This is a genomic window from Pseudonocardia sp. Cha107L01, from assembly GCF_052566575.1.
In genome coordinates this window covers 6,555,111-6,573,276 of record NZ_CP199579.1, presented here as the reverse complement: position 1 = coordinate 6,573,276, position 18,166 = coordinate 6,555,111, and the positions used below count along the sequence as shown (strand labels likewise).

The 18,166-nt window shown below is 69.6% G+C and carries 15 protein-coding genes; 7 read left to right on the top strand and 8 right to left on the bottom strand.

Annotated features, from left to right (window positions below; all coding sequences use genetic code 11):
- Nucleotides 1-32 precede the first annotated feature (32 nt).
- Entirely contained in the window at nt 33-2,888 is a 2,856-nt protein-coding gene (locus tag ACTXG6_RS30950) for a BTAD domain-containing putative transcriptional regulator (protein WP_445182939.1), read from the bottom strand.
- 272 nt (nt 2,889-3,160) lie between these two features.
- Between ACTXG6_RS30950 and ACTXG6_RS30945 the strand changes: the two genes are divergently transcribed.
- Genes ACTXG6_RS30945 through ACTXG6_RS30935 form a run of 3 tightly spaced genes read left to right on the top strand, consistent with a single transcriptional unit; the run spans nt 3,161 to nt 5,258 of the window.
- Complete coding sequence (locus tag ACTXG6_RS30945) at nt 3,161-4,276, top strand: hypothetical protein (protein WP_445182938.1); 1,116 nt, start codon at nt 3,161-3,163, stop codon at nt 4,274-4,276.
- Complete coding sequence (locus ACTXG6_RS30940; RefSeq protein ID WP_445182937.1) at nt 4,255-4,752, top strand: acyltransferase; 498 nt, start codon at nt 4,255-4,257, stop codon at nt 4,750-4,752. The genes ACTXG6_RS30945 and ACTXG6_RS30940 overlap by 22 nt, the downstream gene beginning before the upstream one ends.
- Nucleotides 4,749-5,258: a class I SAM-dependent methyltransferase gene (locus ACTXG6_RS30935; protein WP_445182936.1), complete on the top strand. Its 510-nt coding sequence runs from the start codon at nt 4,749-4,751 to the stop codon at nt 5,256-5,258. Before ACTXG6_RS30940 ends, ACTXG6_RS30935 begins: the two co-directional genes overlap by 4 nt.
- Nucleotides 5,259-5,273: 15 nt before the next feature.
- Here ACTXG6_RS30935 and ACTXG6_RS30930 read toward each other — a convergent pair whose 3' ends face one another.
- Complete coding sequence (locus ACTXG6_RS30930; RefSeq protein WP_445182935.1) at nt 5,274-5,957, bottom strand: hypothetical protein; 684 nt, start codon at nt 5,955-5,957, stop codon at nt 5,274-5,276.
- A gap of 306 nt (nt 5,958-6,263) precedes the next feature.
- Here ACTXG6_RS30930 and ACTXG6_RS30925 point away from each other — a divergent pair, with 306 nt between their 5' ends.
- Nucleotides 6,264-7,067, top strand: coding sequence for a COG4705 family protein (locus ACTXG6_RS30925; protein WP_445182934.1), 804 nt, complete (start codon nt 6,264-6,266; stop codon nt 7,065-7,067).
- Nucleotide 7,068: 1 nt separating this feature from the next.
- On the opposite strand, the gene ACTXG6_RS30920 is transcribed toward ACTXG6_RS30925, so the two are convergent.
- From ACTXG6_RS30920 to ACTXG6_RS30895, 6 genes are all read right to left on the bottom strand, one after another.
- Nucleotides 7,069-7,647 carry a hypothetical protein gene (locus tag ACTXG6_RS30920; protein ID WP_445182933.1) on the bottom strand — a complete coding sequence of 193 codons (579 nt, stop codon included), beginning with the start codon at nt 7,645-7,647 and terminating at the stop codon, nt 7,069-7,071.
- A 99-nt stretch (nt 7,648-7,746) separates the two neighbouring features.
- On the bottom strand, nt 7,747-8,250 hold the full coding sequence (locus ACTXG6_RS30915) for a TetR/AcrR family transcriptional regulator (protein WP_445182932.1): 504 nt from the start codon (nt 8,248-8,250) through the stop codon (nt 7,747-7,749).
- Between the two features lie 63 nt (nt 8,251-8,313).
- On the bottom strand, nt 8,314-9,852 hold the full coding sequence (locus ACTXG6_RS30910; protein WP_445182931.1) for a DHA2 family efflux MFS transporter permease subunit: 1,539 nt from the start codon (nt 9,850-9,852) through the stop codon (nt 8,314-8,316).
- A gap of 168 nt (nt 9,853-10,020) precedes the next feature.
- A complete protein-coding gene (locus ACTXG6_RS30905; RefSeq protein WP_445182930.1) occupies nt 10,021-11,667 on the bottom strand; it encodes a thiamine pyrophosphate-dependent enzyme in 1,647 nt (548 codons plus the stop codon).
- Between the two features lie 20 nt (nt 11,668-11,687).
- Nucleotides 11,688-12,203, bottom strand: a complete 516-nt coding sequence (locus ACTXG6_RS30900) for a VOC family protein (protein WP_445182929.1) — start codon at nt 12,201-12,203, stop codon at nt 11,688-11,690.
- Nucleotides 12,204-12,369: 166 nt separating this feature from the next.
- A complete protein-coding gene (locus ACTXG6_RS30895; RefSeq protein ID WP_445182928.1) occupies nt 12,370-14,001 on the bottom strand; it encodes an alkaline phosphatase D family protein in 1,632 nt (543 codons plus the stop codon).
- A 238-nt stretch (nt 14,002-14,239) separates the two neighbouring features.
- On the opposite strand from ACTXG6_RS30895, the gene ACTXG6_RS30890 reads away from it, so the two are divergent.
- The 3 genes from ACTXG6_RS30890 (at nt 14,240) to ACTXG6_RS30880 (ending at nt 18,148) form a co-directional block, all read left to right on the top strand.
- Nucleotides 14,240-15,733 (top strand): FAD-dependent monooxygenase, encoded by a 1,494-nt coding sequence (locus ACTXG6_RS30890; protein ID WP_445182927.1) that lies wholly within the window; start codon nt 14,240-14,242, stop codon nt 15,731-15,733.
- Nucleotides 15,730-16,653 (top strand): SMP-30/gluconolactonase/LRE family protein, encoded by a 924-nt coding sequence (locus tag ACTXG6_RS30885; RefSeq protein ID WP_445182926.1) that lies wholly within the window; start codon nt 15,730-15,732, stop codon nt 16,651-16,653. Before ACTXG6_RS30890 ends, ACTXG6_RS30885 begins: the two co-directional genes overlap by 4 nt.
- 130 nt (nt 16,654-16,783) lie before the next feature.
- Nucleotides 16,784-18,148, top strand: coding sequence for an FAD-binding oxidoreductase (locus tag ACTXG6_RS30880; RefSeq protein ID WP_445182925.1), 1,365 nt, complete (start codon nt 16,784-16,786; stop codon nt 18,146-18,148).
- Nucleotides 18,149-18,166 lie beyond the last annotated feature (18 nt).

Sequence of the window (18,166 nt, the reverse complement as noted above, 5' to 3'; positions counted from 1 at the left end):
GTGGTGTTTCCAGCAGATCAACATCCGCTAAGTCAACTGGAGAGGAGGGCGCCCATCTGCGACCAGGTCAGTTGACCAGCGGTTGCTTCGGTTGAGGCCTCTCCGGCGGGGTCCGTTGTCTCGACGATGGGCAGGTCGCCCATCATGGCGCGGAGTCGACGCAGGTACTCGGCCGGCATCCCCAACCGCGCGGCGTGATGGTGTACCGCTGCCCGCAGTCGGGCCGCGTCGCTCACCCGGCCGGCGACGGCCAGAGCTGTTGCGCCGGTATCGAGCGCGGTGAGGGCAAAGGTCACATCTTCCAGCTGCTGGAACCAGGTCAGTGCCTGGCGGAGCGCGGTGAGTGCCCCCGCACCGCGAGCCAGCGGGTCCGTCGCGTCCGGAGCGTTGCGCATGATCGCCCAGCCGAGAAAGAGGTGCGCGCAGCCGGCTGTCCAGAGCCGGCCGTGGTGGGTGGCCAGCTCGCCGGCGGCGGTGAGCATCGTCGCGCCCTCGGCCGGGCGTCCCTGCAGGACGAGCGCGGCCCCGAGCATGGTCTGTCCGCTGGCGATCAACCAGTCGTCGCCGATCTCCTCACCGAGGGCGAGTGCGCGTTCGGCGGCTTCCCTGGCGGGCTCGGCCGCCTGGTAGATGATCAGGCCGAGTGCGGCGCGGAACAGGACCCACCCGAGGAGCACGCGGTGCTCAAGGTCGTCCGACGCGGTGGCCAGGACGAGTGCGTCGGTGAATCGGCGTCGGGTTTCATCGATGTCCTCGCTCAGGGCACTGAGGCTGGCGCGGGCGAGGGTTGCGCGGCCCCGGTCGAGCGTCGAGGCGTGCGGGGCTGCTCGAAGCGCCGCATCGAGCAGTTGGCGCCCGTCCTCGTGATAGCCACCGTTGATCCAGAACCTGTCGATCTGCGCGACGGTGCGCAGCGCGGCCTCGGGATGGTGTGTCAGGTCGTAGGTGATACCAGCACGCAGGTTCGGCAGCTCGCGGCTGAGCATCCGCACGACGTGGCCGCCCCGTGGGCTGGTCAGCTCGTCGACGTAGCGGCCGACCAGCTCCCGGCCCCAGCGGGCGTGTGCCTCCCTGGTCCCACCGGGATCCGGGTCGTGCTCGCGGCAGTAGGCGCGCAGTGTCTCCAGCAGCCGGTAGCGCGTCGGCGTCATGGACGTATCGGCGATCACCACCGACCTGGTGACGAGGGTCGACACCGACTCGATCATCGACATGTCAGTGGGGCGGACCGCTTCGGCGGCATCGAGGGAGAAGCCGCCCTCGAACGGCCACAGCCGGAACAACAAGGTCCGGTCGAGGTCGGGTAGTTGCGCGACGCTCCACTCGATCGCGGCGTGCAGCGTGGCGTGTGCGGTCAGCGACCCGCGCGGGACCGTCCCGAGCAATGCGAAGCGATCATCAAGGTTCTCGGCGATCTCGGCGAGGCTGAGGACTCTGGCGCGGGCCGCCGCCAACTCCAGAGCCAGCGGCAGGCAGTCCAGGGCCGAGCTGATCTGCCGGGCGAAGGTCAGCTCCTCGGCGGTGGGTGTCCAGCCGGGGCGGACCGCGCGGACCCGATCGATCAGCAGGGCCACCGCCGGGCCGTCCCTACCGTCCTCGCCCACCAGCGCCAGCGGTTCGAGCGACACGACGGTCTCACCGTCCGCCCCGAGCGGCTCCCGGCTGGTGGCGAGTATCCGCAGGGCTGGGCAGTTGTTGAGCAGGTCGAGCGCAAGGTGCGCCACCGCATCGACGAGATGTTCGCAGTTGTCGAGGACCAACAGTCCCGGGCGTACCGCCAGCGCGCGGATCAACATCGCCCGAGGATCACCGCCCACATCGGCGAGCCCGACCGTGTGGGACAACGCCCGCGCCAGCACCTCCGGCTCGCTCACATCGGCCAGGCGGGCGAGCCAGGGACCGTCGTCCGCCGCTTGGGTGGAGAGGTACTCCATGACGAGGCGGGTCTTGCCCACCCCCGCCGGCCCGACCAACGTGACCAGGCGATGCCCGTCCAGGACCTCCTTGAGGGTGCCCATCTCCTCGTCGCGGCCGAGGAACGAGGACCACAGCCGCCCACCGGGCCGGTTCGTCTCACCGGCGGCGGGTCGCTGGCCTGCTCCGCCGCGCTGCCCGTGAGGTGTCGCCCGCCCGGCGAGCAGCAGGTGCGGGTCCTGACCCAGTACCCGCCGCTCCAGTTCCTGCAGCTCCGTGCCTGGATCGATACCCAGCTCATCCGCCAGGAGAGCCCGCACCCGGCGTAGCGAGGCCAACGCATCGCCCTGGCGGCCACACCGGTAGAGCCCCACGATCAGCAACGCCCAGCGCCGCTCCCGGTAGGGGCTCGCGGTCACTGCCGCACCCAGCTCGGACACCGTTCGCGCCGCGTCACCCATTCTCAGCCAGGCCGCGCACCGCTCGTCGATCGCCACCTCACGCAGCTCGTGCAGCTGCACGCGAGCGGCCTGGGCGGCGTCCGAGCTCAGCAGGTCGGCGAACGGCTCACCCCGCCACAGGGCGAGCGCTCCGGTGAGCCTCGCCGCGGCCGGCTGGGCCTGATCCTCGGCGAGCAGCCGACGACCTTCCTCGACGTCACGGGTGAACCTCGCGGCATCGGTCGCGTCCGGCGCCAGGCGCAGTGCGTAGCCCGAGGCGGTGCGGTGCAACAGCTCGCGGTGTCGTTCGCCCAGTGCCTGACGCAACCGCGACACATAGACCTGCAGGGTCGACGTGGTCTGTCCCGGCGTCCGCTCGCCCCACACCGCCTCGGCCAACCGGTCATTGGAGACCGGTTGCCCGGTAGCCGCGATCAACGCGGTGAACAGGCGCCGGGGAGAGGGGCCGCCGAGCTCCAGACGGGTGCCGTCGGCTTCGACCTCGGTCGAGCCGAGAACGTTGCAGATCAGCACAGGCTTACTGTACAAACAGCGACTTCCGCCGGTCATCTTCGTATGGTCGGGCGACACGCCGGCTCAGCGCCGCGGCCGCGGTTCTTACCTCGACGAGTGAAGATCAACAGAGAATGGCCCGGGATCGTCGCGGTCGCGGTGATGTTCACCCTGATGGGCGCGTTGAACAACCGCTGGAGCGGGCATGCCGATGGCAACGTCGCCAACCGCCTTTCCGGGGCGGCCGCGTGCACGAGTTTGCGCTGGTCTGACTATCCGTGGGGGAGGAGACGATGCCTGCGATGGGGATGCTGTCCGGTGCTCGGGCGGCGATCGTGTCCTACCGGCTGGGGATGGCCGACGGCGTCTCGGTGACGGCGGCATTGTGGGCGAAGGCGCTGCGCCGGACGGGGATGCGGGTGCGCACAGTGGCCGGTAACGGTCGGGCCGACGTGTTGATCCCGGGGCTGGCGTTGGATGCTGCCCGCCCGCCGTCCCGGCGTGAGCTGGCCGCGGCCTTGGACGGCGTGGATGTGGTCGTGCTCGACAACGTGTGCTCGTTGCCGGTGAACCGGTCCGCCGGTGAGGCGCTGGCCGCCTACCTCGGAGGGCGCCGCACCGTGCTGCGCCACCACGACCTGCCGTGGGAGCGCGAGCGCTACGCCGGGGTCAGCACCTGGCCCCTGGACGATCCGGCCTGGCGGCACGTGACGATCAGCGAGTCGGCCCGCCGGTCGCTGGCTGTCCACCGGGGTATCGCCGCGACGACGATCTACCACGGTTTCGCCGAGCGGCCCTGTCCGAGGCAGCGCACCCTGGTGCGGCGCCGGCTGCGGATACCGCCGCGCTGTCCGTTGATCCTGCAGCCCACGCGCGCGATCGCGCGCAAGAACGTCGACCTCGGGCTCGCTTTCGCGAGTGCGCTCGGCGGTGTGTACTGGCTGACCGGGCCAGCGGAAGAGGATTACCACGCAGCGCTGGAGCGCCTGCTGCGCGACGCCCCGGTACCTGTGCGGCGTCGGCTCCCGTTGGGGGTGCGGATGGCCGGTGCCTACGCGGCCTGCGATGCCGTCGTGCTCCCGTCGTCGTGGGAAGGCTTCGGGTTGCCCCTGATCGAGTCCGCACTGCACCGCAAACCGATCGCGGTCGGGGAGTTCCCGGTTGCCCGCGAGCTCGCGGCGTTCGGCTTCCGGTGGTTCGATGCGGCGGACCCCGGCCTGTTGCGCGCCTTCCTGGCCGACCCGGACCCGGCGCTGCTGGACCACAACGAAGCGATCGCCCACCGTCATTTCGGCTTCGATCCGCTGGTCAGGCGGCTTGATCGGCTACTGTCCGGTGTTGCGCCGTGCGAGCACGCGGCCGCCATCCGCGAGCAGGGAGACGACCCGTGCGACTGCTTGACCGCCTGATCACCCGCGTCCTGACCGGCCCGCTGGATGCGCTGGTCGCGGAGAAGGTCGCCCAACAGGTGGCGGAGCTCAAGCTCGATGCGCTCTACTCCTACCGCTGGCACGGGGACCGCTCCCGGTTGCGCCTGCCCGACACCGCTGTGGTCAACAATGCGCTGTTCAACATGTCCGGCGGCACGATCACCATCGGCGAGTACGCGTTCTTCGGCCACGACGTCGCGGTGCTCACCGGCACGCACGACATCGAGCAGTTCGGGCGAGCCCGCCAGCTGGCGTTCCCCCGGTCCGGGCGCGACGTGGTGATCGGCGAGGGCGTGTGGCTGGCCAGCCACGTTCTGGTGCTCGGACCGGTCACGATCGGCGAGCACGCCGTCGTGGCAGGCGGGTCGCTGGTCCGGGAGGACGTGGCGCCGTACACGGTGGTCGCGGGGCGGCCCGCGAAGGTCGTCAGGAAAATCACCCCGCCCACCTCATGAGACTGGAGATCGGCGCGGGGGAGAAGCCGCACCCCGACTACGACCTGCATGTCGACCTGCTCGCGCTGCCCGACATCGAGGTGCGCTGTGCGATCGACCGCCTGCCCTTCGCCACCGGTTCGGTCGAGGCGCTCCGCGCCAACCACGTGCTCGAGCACCAGAGCTACGAGCTGATCTCCGAGACGCTGCGGGAGTGGGCACGGGTGCTGCGGCCCGGTGGGCGGGTCGACATCGGCGTTCCGGACGCGCGGTTCGTCGCGGCCCAGTGGGTGAACGGCGAGATCGACACCGCGGAGGCGAACCACTGGATCCTCGGCGGCCACTCCGAGCGGGACGCGCACAAGGGCGTGGACGACCGCGGGGTGCCGCTCTGGATCTGGAACGCGCACCACACCATGTTCGACGCCCAGTCGCTGCGCGCCGCCGTGGCGGAGTTCTTCACGGTCGACGAGCTGTTCACCTACGACATCCGCAACCTGCGCCTCTACGGCCGCAGAGGCGGATAGCTGGCCCTCGGCCCGTCAGGCAATCGACCGGTTGCTGTCGCCCTGGAGCAGCAACTCGGGGATCTGGTGGAACGACCAGCCCGCGCCGGTCGGGGCCAGGGCCCAGATCAGGTCGAAGCGGTCGTCCGGCCAGGAGGTCGGCGGGGCCGGGGTCACGGTCGCCAGTGCGCTGGCGATGGCCGGCAGCTCGCCGTGTTGCCAGCAGATCAGGGTCGGTTCGGTGCGGCTCGCCACGTGCCGGGCCAGCGCGGACTCGTGGCCCTTGCTGAAGCTGGTGTCGACCGGTACCCGCAGGTAGGCCGCGAGCGGGGTGACGGTCTGTCGTGTTCGTCGGCCCTCCCCGCCGTCGCCCCCGGATGCGTAGATCGCGGTGGGGCGGGTCATGCGGGGACCCGCTGCCCCGGCCACGGGCGCGAACAGCTGCACCAGCGCGCGGGCTCGGGTCCAGCCGCGGGTGGTCAGTGAGTGGGAATCGTGCTTCCCAGTGCCGTCCATCCCCGGTGATCCGTCGGAGTCCGACGGCTTCTCGCCGTGGCGAATGATCATGATGAGGGCGCCGGGGTGCGGGAACTGCGCGGGAGTCGCCGCCAGTGCTTCCGCGCCGCGCCCGGTGAGCAGAGCCGCCGAGGCGGTGACTACTCCGGCAGCGGTCAGCGTCCGCAGCGCCTCCCGGCGCGTCCGGCGTGGTGGACTGCTCACGGTTCTCCTCATCGACGTGGACCACATCACCACACCTAAGCTACGGCCGCCATGTCAATGTAGTAGGCTCGCTACAGTAGAAGTGCTATCTAGTAGAAGTGTCAGCCACCAGAACGATCTGGGCGAGTTCTGGGTCGGCCCCGCATTGGAGCGGGCCACCGCGAGTCCTGACAGCCGTCAATTGTCGCGGTCTATTTGTTGTCTCCGATTTAATGTCACCCACGTTCTTCAGGTTACCCTGGGTAATTATCAGTAATTCTCAGAAACACTTATTCGGTTCTAATATTCACCTGTCAGGCTCATCCAATGCCCAAGCCTGATGCTGATCAGATATTGATCACGAGTCGGACGTCGCAGGTTGTGTCCAAAGTGCCGGACGCAACGGTGGCCTTCTGGATCGCCAAACTATTGAGCACCGCAATGGGGGAGTCGGTCTCAGATGCGCTCGGTCACGCGATCGGACATGTTCCGGCCGTGCTGGCCGGAGCCGTCGCGTTCGCTGTTGCGCTGGTAATCCAGCTCCGTTGTCGCAGGTATTCGACCTGGGCGTACTGGGTTACCGTAGCGATGGTCGGCATCTTCGGTACCATGGCCGCCGACGTGGTGCATGGCCTCGGCGTCCCCCTGCCGATTTCGACAGCGCTCTACGCGGTCATTCTCGGCGTGGTGTTTACCTGGTGGTACCTGTCTGAGAAGACGCTGTCCATCCACAGCATCTATACCCGGCGCCGGGAGTTGTTCTACTGGGGCGCGGTGGTCGCCACGTTCGCGCTCGGTACGGCGGCCGGGGACCTGACCGCGAGCACGTTCCGGCTGGGCTATCTCGTCTCGGCGGTCCTGTTCATCCTAATCATCGCTGTTCCCGCGGTGTGGTACTGGAAGTTCGGGATGAACTCGATCCTGGCGTTCTGGTTCGCCTACGTCATTACCCGCCCGGTGGGCGCATCCTTCGCGGACTGGATGGCCGCCCCGGCACGTCGTAGCGGTCTGGGCTGGGGTACTGCCTGGGTCGGTGGGGTGCTCGCGCTCGCCGTGTTGGGCTGCATCGGGTTCATGGCACTGACCGGTCGGGACAAGGAGCGCCCGAGGGTGGCCGCGGAACCCCGGTGAGTCACTCCGGGCTCGGCCTGGCGCGTTGGCCCCAGACGGGGTGCCTCGTGGTGTCGCGGCCGCCGAGTCCCACCGGCTGGGTCGGTTGCCCGGCGGGAAGCTGCTGGGCCCGTCCGCGCGCCTGGTCGAGCACCGTGTGCACCAACCTCGGCAGTGAGCCCGCGTCCGTGAGCACGGTGTGCAGGGCGCGCGCCACGCCCTGGCGGGGGACCCGGGGTCCAGCGTCGAGCCGGAGCTCCTTGCGCGCGGTGCGCACGTGGTGGAGGCCTTCGACCGCGCTCTGCTGGGCGAGTCGGCACTGCCGGGGGGTCCGCGCGGTCCCGAGCTCGGCGCCGGCGGCGGTGAACCGCTCCGCTGCCTCAGCCAACCCGGCGGGGCCGATGTCTCCGGGCCGGGCGGCGGCGGCGCTGTCGAGCACGAGTAGCTCACCACCGAGACGTTCGACCCAGTGTCGGGCCTCCGCGCGGGCGTCGTCGAGACGACGGCGGAGGTGGGCGCGGACTGTCAGGGCGAGGGCCCCGGCGACGCCGGTGAACAGAGCGGCAACGACCAGGATCGCATTCAGGAACGTGGCGGTCACCGCACCCAGACTACGCCCACACCGGGGGTGCACCCGCTCTCGCGCGACGGGTTCCTGAGCTGCTGGCCGTGCCCTGGCTCCGAGTCCGCCCGCGGCCGGTCAGCGCGTCGTGGCGGCGGTGCCCAACATGGAAAGGCCCTCGGTGAGCTCGTGCGCGGAGACCGTGCCGACGAGGTGGCGGGTGACGATGAGCCCCGGCATGAGGGTCAGCAGCGCGGTGGCCACATGCTCGGGTTCTGCGTCGGGCGCGAGGTGTCCCGCGGTACGCCACCGCCGGGCGAGTTCGGTGAGATGCCCGCGTACGTCGAGGTAGAACGCGCGGGTGCGGGCCTCCAGCTCGGGTCGACGGAGTGCCTCCGCCCAGGCGTGCATGGCGATTTTCGACACGTCGCGGATCAACGCGAGTGACTCCTCGGCCGCCGCATCGACGAGATCGTCCTTGCCGCGGAAGTAGCGGTAGACCGCGCCGGAGGAGATGCCCGTGGCGGCGATGATGTCGTCCAAGGACGTCTCATGGAAGCCGTCGCGGGAGAAGCACCGCCAGGCACTGGCGAGAACGTGCTGACGGCGCTGGGCGCGGAGCTCGGTACTGAGGCGGGGCATATCTCATCCTAAACAGTAACGATCGTTGTCAAGAGAAAACGAGCGTTTTGATCCAAGGGGCGGTCAGAGTTCGACGACGTGCACCGGGCCGCCGGTGTTCTTCGGTTTGCCGGAGCGCAGGAACAGTGCGAGTGCCCCTCCGGCCGCGCTCAACAGTGCGATGACGTAGAAGTCGTTGGCGTAGGTCTGGGTCGTCACGGCGTTGCTGAGCTCCTGGTAGAGGCTCAGCAGGCCGGACGCGCCCTGTGCCGCCGCATCGTTGACCCCGGGCAGCGCGTTGGCTCCGGTGTTCAGGAGCGAGCCGCGGTCGAGCATGAGTTGGGCTCCCTGGGACGTGTTGAGGCTGCCGAGCACGGCGACCGCGACACTCGAGGCGGCACGTTGCATGACGTTGTTCATCCCACTGCCCGCGGCGGTGAGGCTGCCGGGCAGCGCCGACACGCCGGCGGTCATGATGGACATCATCGACAGGCCGATGCCGGCGTTGCGGATGCTGGTCCACATCTCGATGTCCGGGCGCGGCGTGTCCGGCCTCAGGCTGGCCAGGAGGTAGGAGCCGTAGGCCATGAGAACGAGCCCGATCGCCACCGGGATCCGTGGTCCGATCTTGTCGTAGATCCGCCCGGCGAGTGGCGTCAGCACGACCAACACCAGTGCGGAGGGCACCAGCACGAGACCGGAGTCGAACGCCTGCAGGCCTTGCACGTTCTGCAGGAACTGGGGGATGAAGTACAGCGTGGCGAACAGTCCCGTCACCACCACCCCCAGCAGGATCAGCGACACCGAGTAGGCGGGCACCTTGAAGATCCGCAGATCGATGATCGGGTTGTCGACCTCGAGCTCGATGACCACGAACAACGCGAGGCTCAGCGAGCCGGAGACGAACAGGCCCATGATCCGGTATCCGGTCCAGCCCCAGTCCTGCCCCTCGGAGCAGGCCAGCAGGAAGGCGAACAGGCCGTAGCCGATGGTGAGGAACCCCCAGAGGTCGAACTTCGGCCAGCTGGTCGGGCTGATCCGCGGGAACACGATGAGCGCGGCGATGGTGCCGAGGATGCCGATCGGCACGTTGATGAAGAAGATCAGCCGCCAGTCGACGTACTCCACGAGGTAGCCGCCCAGCGTCGGGCCGACCGCCGGGGCCACGACCACCCCCAGGCCGTACATGCCCATCGCCGCGCCGATCTTCTCCCTGGGCACGGTCTGGTAGAGCATCGTCATCGTCACCACCGGCAGGATCCCGCCCGGGATCGCCTGCACGACCCGGAAGAAAATCATCTCGTCGAGGTTCCCGGCGATGCCGCACAGTGCCGAGGCGGCCGAGAAGCCGACCATCGACAGGATGTAGAGCCTGGTCTGGCCGATGCGCATGCCCAGCCAGCCGGTCAGTGGCACCACGATGCCCAGTGCCAGCGTGTAGCCGGTGACGATCCACTCCACGTCGTCCGGAGCGGCGCTGAGGTCGATCTGGATCCGTGGCACCGCCACGTTCACGATGCTGGTGTCCAGGACTGACATGAAGCTGCCCACGATCAGCACGGACAGCGGTAGTACCCATCCCTGAGCTTGGGCGCGGGTCTCGCGTCCGGTCGCGGTTGTCATATCAACCATGGTAGCCATACGGAAACGACCGTTGTTGTTAAGAGTTTTATATGTCTCTGAGCTCACACTCGACGTGCGTACGGCGACGCGACGGTGGGGCGGCCCGGGACACCGGACAGCGCGCTACCCGATAGGTGGGTCAGGGTGCCAATGACGCACGGGGACCTGTCACGGCAAACGCGTGGCGGGCCGTAGGTACTTCCACGGTGACTCACCCTTGCCCAGCTCGCTGGGGACGTGGATGACGGCGGGGCGCCCGGAGTTGAAGGCTGTGTCCAGTGCGTCCCGCAGCTCGAGTGGATTGTTGGCGGTGATGCCGAGCGCGCCGAACTCTTCGGCGACGCGGGCGAAGTTGGGGTTGACCAGTTTGGTGCCGAAGGTGCGTCCTTCGAAGAGCCGTTGCTGGTCCAGTTCGACGTTGCCGAACGAGCCGTTGTCGAAGACCACCGCGACGACGTTGAGGCCGTACTGCACGGCGGTCGCGATCTCCTGTATCGCGAACATGAACCCGCCGTCGCCGGCGATCGACACGACCGGGCGGTCCGGGTGGGCGGCCTGGACGCCGAGCGCCGTGGGGTAGCCGAAGCCGAGAGTGCCCTGGTACCCGCCGGTGATGAAGGTGCGCGGTGAGTAGACCTCGAACCCGAAGTAGGAGGTGAACCCGGCCTGGCAGATCTCCTCGACGAACAGACCGTCGCGGGGCAGTACCTGGCGGATCGCGGCGAGATACTCGATTTCCGGGCCGACGTCGGTGATCTGTTCGGCGATGCGCCTCTTCACCTCGGCGAACTCCGCCGAGCGGTCAGTGCGCGGGGGGCCGTCGGCCGCCAGTGCCTGGGTGAGCGCGGCGACGCTGTCGATGGCATCGCCGATCACTGCGATGTCCGGGTCGAGTCGAGCGGTCTGGCGTGGGTCGATGTCGAGCAGGATCGTGCACAGTCCGGCCGGGCGGTCGGGCCATCGGGACCAGGCGAGCTCCATCCGTGTACCGATCACGATCACCACGTCGGTCTCCGACCACCGCTCGAACCCGCTCACGCAGGTGAAGCCGAGTGGATGATCGTCGCCGACGACGCCCCGGCCGCTTCGGAACGGGACGACGGGAGCCTGCAGGTGCTCGGCGAGAGCGCGGACCTCGCTCGCCGCATGTCGTGCCCCGCCACCGACCATGATCATCGGGTTGCGGGCGCCGGCCAGCAGCTCGGCGGCCTCGGCAATGGCGTCCGGTGAGATCGGCGGCCTTGCGGGTGGGCGAGGGGCGATCGGCGTGGCGGGTGAGCGGAGCCCGAGGCAGTCCCACGGAACGGCCAGGGACACGGGTTGGGGGCGCCCGGTGTGGGCGTGATGGATGGCGGCCCCGAGCGCGTTGGGGACGAGTGCCGGGTGCTCGACCATGGTCGACCACTTCGTCAGCGTCCGCAGCGTGGCCAACTGGTCCGGCATTTCGTGCAGGTGTCCGAGGCCGCGGCCGAGGAAGGCCCGGGGGACCTCGCTGGTCAGGCACAGCACAGGGGCGCCAGCGCCGTAGGCGGTCAGCAATGCCGCCGAGGAGTTCAGGACGCCGGGACCTGGCACGACCGTGTAGACGCCGGTCCGGCCGGTCGCCTGGGCGTAGCCGAACGCCATGTAGCCGGCCGTCTGCTCGTGGCGCGTGCCGATCACCCGGAGCGCATCCCCGGCACGGGCGAAGCTGTCGAACAGTTCGTAGGTCTGAACGCCCGGAATGCCGAAGACCGTATCCACACCATGAGCGAGCAGGCCCTCGACAATAAGGTCGGCCGAGGTCGGCGGCCGGTTGCCAGTGGTGCTGTCCACAGGAGTGTCCATCGGATTCCTCAGTCGCGCTTCATGATCGGTGGTGTGGTCCACAGGGAGTCGTGATCGGCGCCCGCCGAGTCGAGCTCGGCGCTGGCGGCGGGTTTGGTGTGGATGCGGATCATCAGTCCGTCCGGGTCCGGTACCACGAGCAGGAAACCGATCATGCTGCGTAGCTCGGGGGAGTGTCGAACGCCGGCCGCGTCCAGATGGTCCAGCCACTGCCGCAGGTGGGTCAGGTCGTCGACCTGGAGCGTGATCGGGTCGTAGCCGTCCGTGGCGGCGGCGGCCTTCGGGGCCAGTCTCAGCTCGAGCAGTACCTCGAGCCCGGGGATCTGGATCATCCTGGCGAAGAGGTTTCCCTCGGGGTCGCGATGGTCGAGGTCGCCCTGCACGGTGGCTCGCAGGGCTTTCTCGTACCAGGCCACGCTGGCGTCCAGGTCGCTGACCGGGACCTTCAGGTGGTGCAAGCCCGAGAACGTGAGCTGGCTCGGTGGTGCGGCGAGTGCTGCCGTGGTGGCCTGTGCCTTCGACACGGGACGTCTTCCCTCCTGAGCCGCTCGATCCGTCGGGTCTTCATAGCGTGAACGATCGTTTCTGCTTTGGGTGGGACGCTAGCGGGTGCCCGCGTCGGCAACAAGGACCGTTCCCGCCCTCAGGAAATGGTGTTGAGCACGCGCCCCTCGGTGCGGCAGCGGCTCGTCAGGCGATGTGTCGGTGGGTGAGTTGTCGCAGCGGTGGCGGGTCGGCGTCGCTCGTCCCGGGTGCGTCCCACCTGATTTCGACCCGGTCGCTGTGCAGGTCGAGCGTGCCGAGGGCGTTCTGGAAGTGCGGGCCGTCCTGCAGTCTCCACCGCAGCGGAGCGCGGGGCACCCGGGCGAGGCGGGCGAGTGCGCGCCCGACCGCGCCGGCGGCGCCGAAGCTCGCGACGCCGTTGAGCAGCCGGATCGGCCGGGGCAGCGGGTTGCGGATCGGTGAGCAGACGGCCTGGTAGACGGCGGTGGAGCCGGCGGGCGCGGGGTCGAGGCGGGCCAGGTAGGAGAAGTGCACGTCGCCGGACAGGAACCCGATGCTGGCCGGTGGGGTGCCGAGGCGGCCCTGGCACAGGTCGGTGATCAGCTGGGCCATCGCGGTGAACGAGCGCCCGAACGCGGCCCAGTGCTCCAGGTCCACGGCTTGTCGGATCCGCTCGCCGACGCGGGCGGCGCGGGCTCCCCACGCGCCGTCACAGACCGATTCGTTCCAACTCTCCAGGTAGTGGACCCCGACCGGGAGCAGGTAGGGCAGCGAGGTGCCGATGACCAGGTGGCGGTGCTCGCCGGCCGTCAAGCCGCGTAGCCACTCCCACTCGACGTCGTCGAGGATCGTGCGCCGGCCAGGAGTGAGTACCCGCCCGCAGCGGCTGTCCAGCATCACCAGCCGGGTGTGACCGAAGTCGACGTGGTAGCTCCACCGGTTCGCCGCCGGGTCCTGGTCGGCGCGGGCGGCGAACTCCTCGAGGACCCGCCAGCCGTCACAGTCACCCGCACCGTCGGTTCTGCGCAGGGCGGTCAGCAGCGGGTCGGTGGCGCGCTGGTCCGGCGACAGGTTGCCCAGGTGCTGATAGATCCAGTAGGCGCCGAGCCCCGCGGCCACCCGCCCGCGCCACCACGGTTGGCGCGCCATCTGCTCGCGCCAGGTCTGCGAGGTGTTCCAGTCATCGCGCAGGTCGTGGTCATCGAAGATCATGAAGGTGGGCACGGTGGACAGCAGCCACCGCAGTTCCGGCTCACTCCACGCGTGCCGGTACAGCTCGGCGTACTCGCTGAAGTCGGCGGTCTCCTCGCCGGGTGGCTGGTTGGTGTCTCGCCGGGCGCGGATGTACTCGAGTACCGCCTCGGGAGGCTCGTCGGCGTAGACCTGGTCGCCGAGCAGCAGCAACGCGGTGGGCCAATCCCGCTCGTCGGCGTCCCGCAGCCGGTGGGCGTGGCAGCGCAACACGTCCACACCGTGGACCAGGGTGGTGGCCGCGTCGTGGGCGACACTGGTCCGGCAGGAGCCGAACACCAGCCGCACCCGCCCAGTCGGGTCGATGGTGCGGATCCGGCTCGGCGGGTACGGGCTGTCCGGTTCGGGCCAGACCTGCTCGCCGTCGAGGCGCACGGTGTACGGCAGGACCGCGCCGGGGGCGAGCCCGCACAGCTCCACCAGGGCGTAGTGGTGCCCGTGCACGGTGAACGTCGTGGATTTTGTGTCCAGCACCTCAACGGTGCACGGCGCGTCCGTCTCCACCCAGATGGCGGCGCTGGTGTGGTCGACATGGCGCTGCATCGGGCCGAGGACGAGCCGGGGCATTGGCGACCTCCCAGGCGGCAACCGTAGTGGACGCGGGCCGCTGCCGCGGGGTGATCGCCGCTTGATCAGCGGGAAGGCTGCTCATCACTCAAACGGGAACGATCGTTGGCGTAAAGCTCGGTTCGCTGATACGGTCGGTTTCGTCGAAATGATCGTTTCCGCCTCCGTCGCGGAGGTTCGAGTTGATCATCGGGCCGGCCCGTGCAGGGGAGAAGTCACCTGGACGTAGGAGTAGATCATGATCCAGCACTCCGGTGATTTGGAGAACAGCATGTCAGCCCTGCCCGCCCGAACCGATGTGCTCATCGTGGGAGCCGGTCCCGTTGGGCTGGCGCTCGCCTGCAGTCTGTCCCAACTCGGCATCAACCATGTGCTGATAGATCGCAACGACGAGCTCCAGCCGGGCACCAGAGCCGCCGGGCTGCAGCCCGCGACGCTGGAGTACCTCGACCGTTTCGGACTGGCGCGCGAGCTGGTCGCGGCGGGCGAACGCGGCCGTGGGTTCCAGCTGCACGACGGTCAGCGCAGCCTGTTGCGGGTGCCCTACGACGAGTTGGACACCCCGTTCCCGTACGTGTTGCTGCTGTCCCAGCAGTCCACCGAGGAGCACCTGACCCGGCACCTCGCCCAACGGGGCGGCAGCATCCACCGCGGCCACAAGCTGCTGGACTTCGGGTCGGACTTCCCGGGGGTGACCGCGACGGTCGCGGCCCCGGACGGCACCGTCCGCGCGGTCAACGCCCGCTACCTGGTGGGCTGCGACGGGGTGCACAGCCGAGTGCGGGACATCAGTGGGATCGGGTTCCCCGGCGAGGCCCCCGAACAGCTCTACGCCCTGGCCGACGTGCGGCTGGCCACCGCGTTCGGGGACGACAACGCGGACACCACGTTCTTCCTCTCCGCACAGGGCGTGCTGCTGACCTCCCCGCTGGAGGGCGGCCAGTTCCGGATCGTCGCCTCGGTCCCGCCGGGCTCGCGGCCGCCGTCGTTGTCCGACGTCGAGTCGTTCCTGGCCGCCCGGGGGCCGGCTCAGTTCCCCCGGGTGACCGAGGTCGTCGCCGCCTCGACCTACCACGTGCAGGAACGTGTCGCGCAGCGGCTGTCCGAGGGCCCGGTATTCCTGGCCGGCGACGCCGCGCACACGCACAGCCCGGCCGGTGGACAGGGCATGAACACCGGGATCCAGGACGCGGGGAACCTCGCCTGGAAGCTGCACGCCGTCCTCACCGGCGTCGCGCCCGGCGAGCTTCTGGACAGCTATCACCGCGAACGCCACCCCGTCGCCGAGCGGCTCGTCGCGTTCACCAGCCAGATCGCCAGCCTGGCCCTCGTCCGGGGCACCGAGGCCGGCCAGCTGCGCAACCGGGTCCTGGCCGAGGCGGCAAAGGCGCCCGGCGCGACGGACTGGCTCGCCAAGCGCCTCGGTCAGCTGGACATCGACTACGCGCCGAGGCTGGATGCCCCGCCGACCTCCGCGCACCATGTCGGCCAGCGCGTCGCGCCGACGTTGGTGGCTCCGCACGGGCTGGACTGGACCCTCGCGGTCCCCAAGTCGAGCGGCGGCCCGGACGGTGACGCCCAGTTCGACCAGCTCACGGTGCGGGTGCTCGACGGCCTGGACACCACTCTGCTGGTGCGCCCGGACGGCTACCTCGCCGCCACGGACGTGCCCGCGGACCCGTCGGCCGTGCGGTCCGCCCTCGGGCGGTACGCGCTGGGCCAGTCGTCATGAGCACCCAGTTCGGCGGTGGGCAGCCCATTTCCGCATCCGCGCACGACGCTCCGCCGCTGCGCCCGGTGCCCTCGGTCGTGGTCGCCGAGTGGCCCGAGGGCACGTTCCTGGAGAACCTCGCCCCGTCCGGCACGCACCCGGGCAGCTGGCTGGTCACCGTCCCGTCGCACAACCGGATCGACCGGGTGGACCCGGGCGGGACGTGGGACACCGTCGTCGAGCTGCCGACCACGGTCACCGGCATCACCACCACCGACCTCGGCACCTTCTTCCTCACCGGGGTGATGGGAGAGCCGGGATGGCGGCTGGCGCGCCTCGACGACCCGGACGCCGGCCAACCCACCGGCGACACGGTGTGCGACGTCCCCGAACTCGTGCTCGGCAACGGGCTGACCTGGGACGGACACCGCCTGCTGGCCGTGGACTCGGGGCTCGGTCACCTGGTGGCCATCGACCCCGTGCAGCGCACCAGCTCGGTCTGGCTGGCCCACGAACTGCTCACCAAGCTCGACCCCGCCACCGCCCTGCCCGGCGCCAACGGCATCGCGGTGCACGGGGGATGGGTCTATGTCACCAACAGCGAGCGGGCCCTGCTGGTGCGTTGCCCGGTGGCCAGCAACAGCCCGGCGGACGAGATCGAGGTCGTCGCCGAGCGGCTGGCCGGCGACGACCTCGACATCGACGGGCGCGGGCGGGCGTACGTCGCCACCCACGTCCTGCACAGTGTCCTGCGCCTCGACCCGGACGGACACCGCGAGGACATCGCCGGCCTCGACGAGGGCGTGGCCGGCTCCACGTCCGTCGCGCTCGACCCACAGGACCCCACCGCCCTGTACGTCACCGCGACCGGCGGCATGCTCAACCCGCCCGAAGGAGGAGTCCAGCCCGCCAGGCTCGTCCGCCTCACTCTGGACCGCTGATTCCTCCCGGCCGCGGCTGAGCCGCACAATGGGGGTAACGAAGACCCGCCGCCTCCAGAAGGCTCGGCTCTGGGTTCCCGGCGGCGGCGGGCCGCCGGACCCGACGCCAACACAGATCGGGACGGACACGATGAGCGACACCCTGCAGACGTTGCACAGCGCCCTTCCGGCCGCGGTCTTCACCACTGATCCCGATGTGATGTGGGGCTACTCCCGGGATCGAGCTGACCTGGTGGCGGCCGGCAAGCCGCTCGCGGTGCTGAGACCGACCACCACGGACGAGGTGGTGACCATCATGCGGTGGGCCAGCTCGACCGGGACCCCCGTGGTCGCCCGGGGAGCCGGTACCGGCCTGTCCGGCGGAGCGACCGCTCTCGACGACTGCCTGGTGGTCAGCCTCGAGCGGATGACCGGTATCCGCGAGATCGATGCGCCGAACCAGACGGTCGTGGTCGAAGCGGGCGTCATCAACGCGGACGTGAGCCGGGCCGTGGCGCACCTGGGGCTGTTCTACCCGCCGGACCCGGGCAGCTTCGAGATCTCGACGATCGGCGGGAACCTGGCCACCAACGCCGGGGGAATGCGCTGCGTGAAGTACGGCGTCACCCGCAGCTCCGTGCTGGGCATGGAGGTGGTGCTCGCGGATGGCAAGATCCTTCGCACCGGCGGCCGGACGGTCAAGAACGTCGCCGGCCTCGACCTGACGCAGCTGTTCATCGGTTCGGAAGGCACGCTGGGCCTGATCACATCGGCCACCTTGCGCCTGCGTCCGCTGCCGGTCAGGACGGCGACCATGGTGGCCACGTTCGACACCCTGGAAGCCGGCTGCCGGGCGCTGGACGGGATCTTCGCCAGCGGCGTGACGCCCAGCGTGCTCGAGCTGATGGACCAGGAAACGATCAACGCGGTGGAAGATCACACCCGGATGGACCTCGACCGGACCGCGGCTGTATTGATCATCGCGCAGGCCGACGGGGTCGACGCCCTGCGCGAGGTCGACACCATCGTGACCTGTTGCGAGAACGCGGGTGCATCGCTGGCCGTGGCGACCGACGACCCGGCGGAAGGCGCCATGCTGATGCAGGCCCGCAGGTTGGCCGGCCACGCCATCGCGGCGATCGGGCCCACCATCATCGAGGACGTTGTCGTGCCACGCAGCAGGTTGGGCGAGCTGCTCACCGCCATCGCCCGCATCTCGGCGGACAGCGGAATCCGGATCGCCACCGTGGGCCACGCCGGCGACGGCAACGTGCACCCGAACCTGTATCTCCCGGACCTGAGCGACGCCACCAGGAGCACCGCGATGGCCGTCGCCGAGCAGATCTGCACGGCGACGCTGGAGCTGGACGGCAGCATCACCGGTGAACACGGGGTGGGCCAGCTCAAGATGGGCTGGCTGGCCCAGCAGCTGGACTCGACGGCACTGGCTGTCCAGGCGGCCATCCGAGGGGCGCTCGATCCCCAGGGCCTGCTCAACCCCGGGCGGGGCTACTAGGTGCGGTGGCCGGGTAGG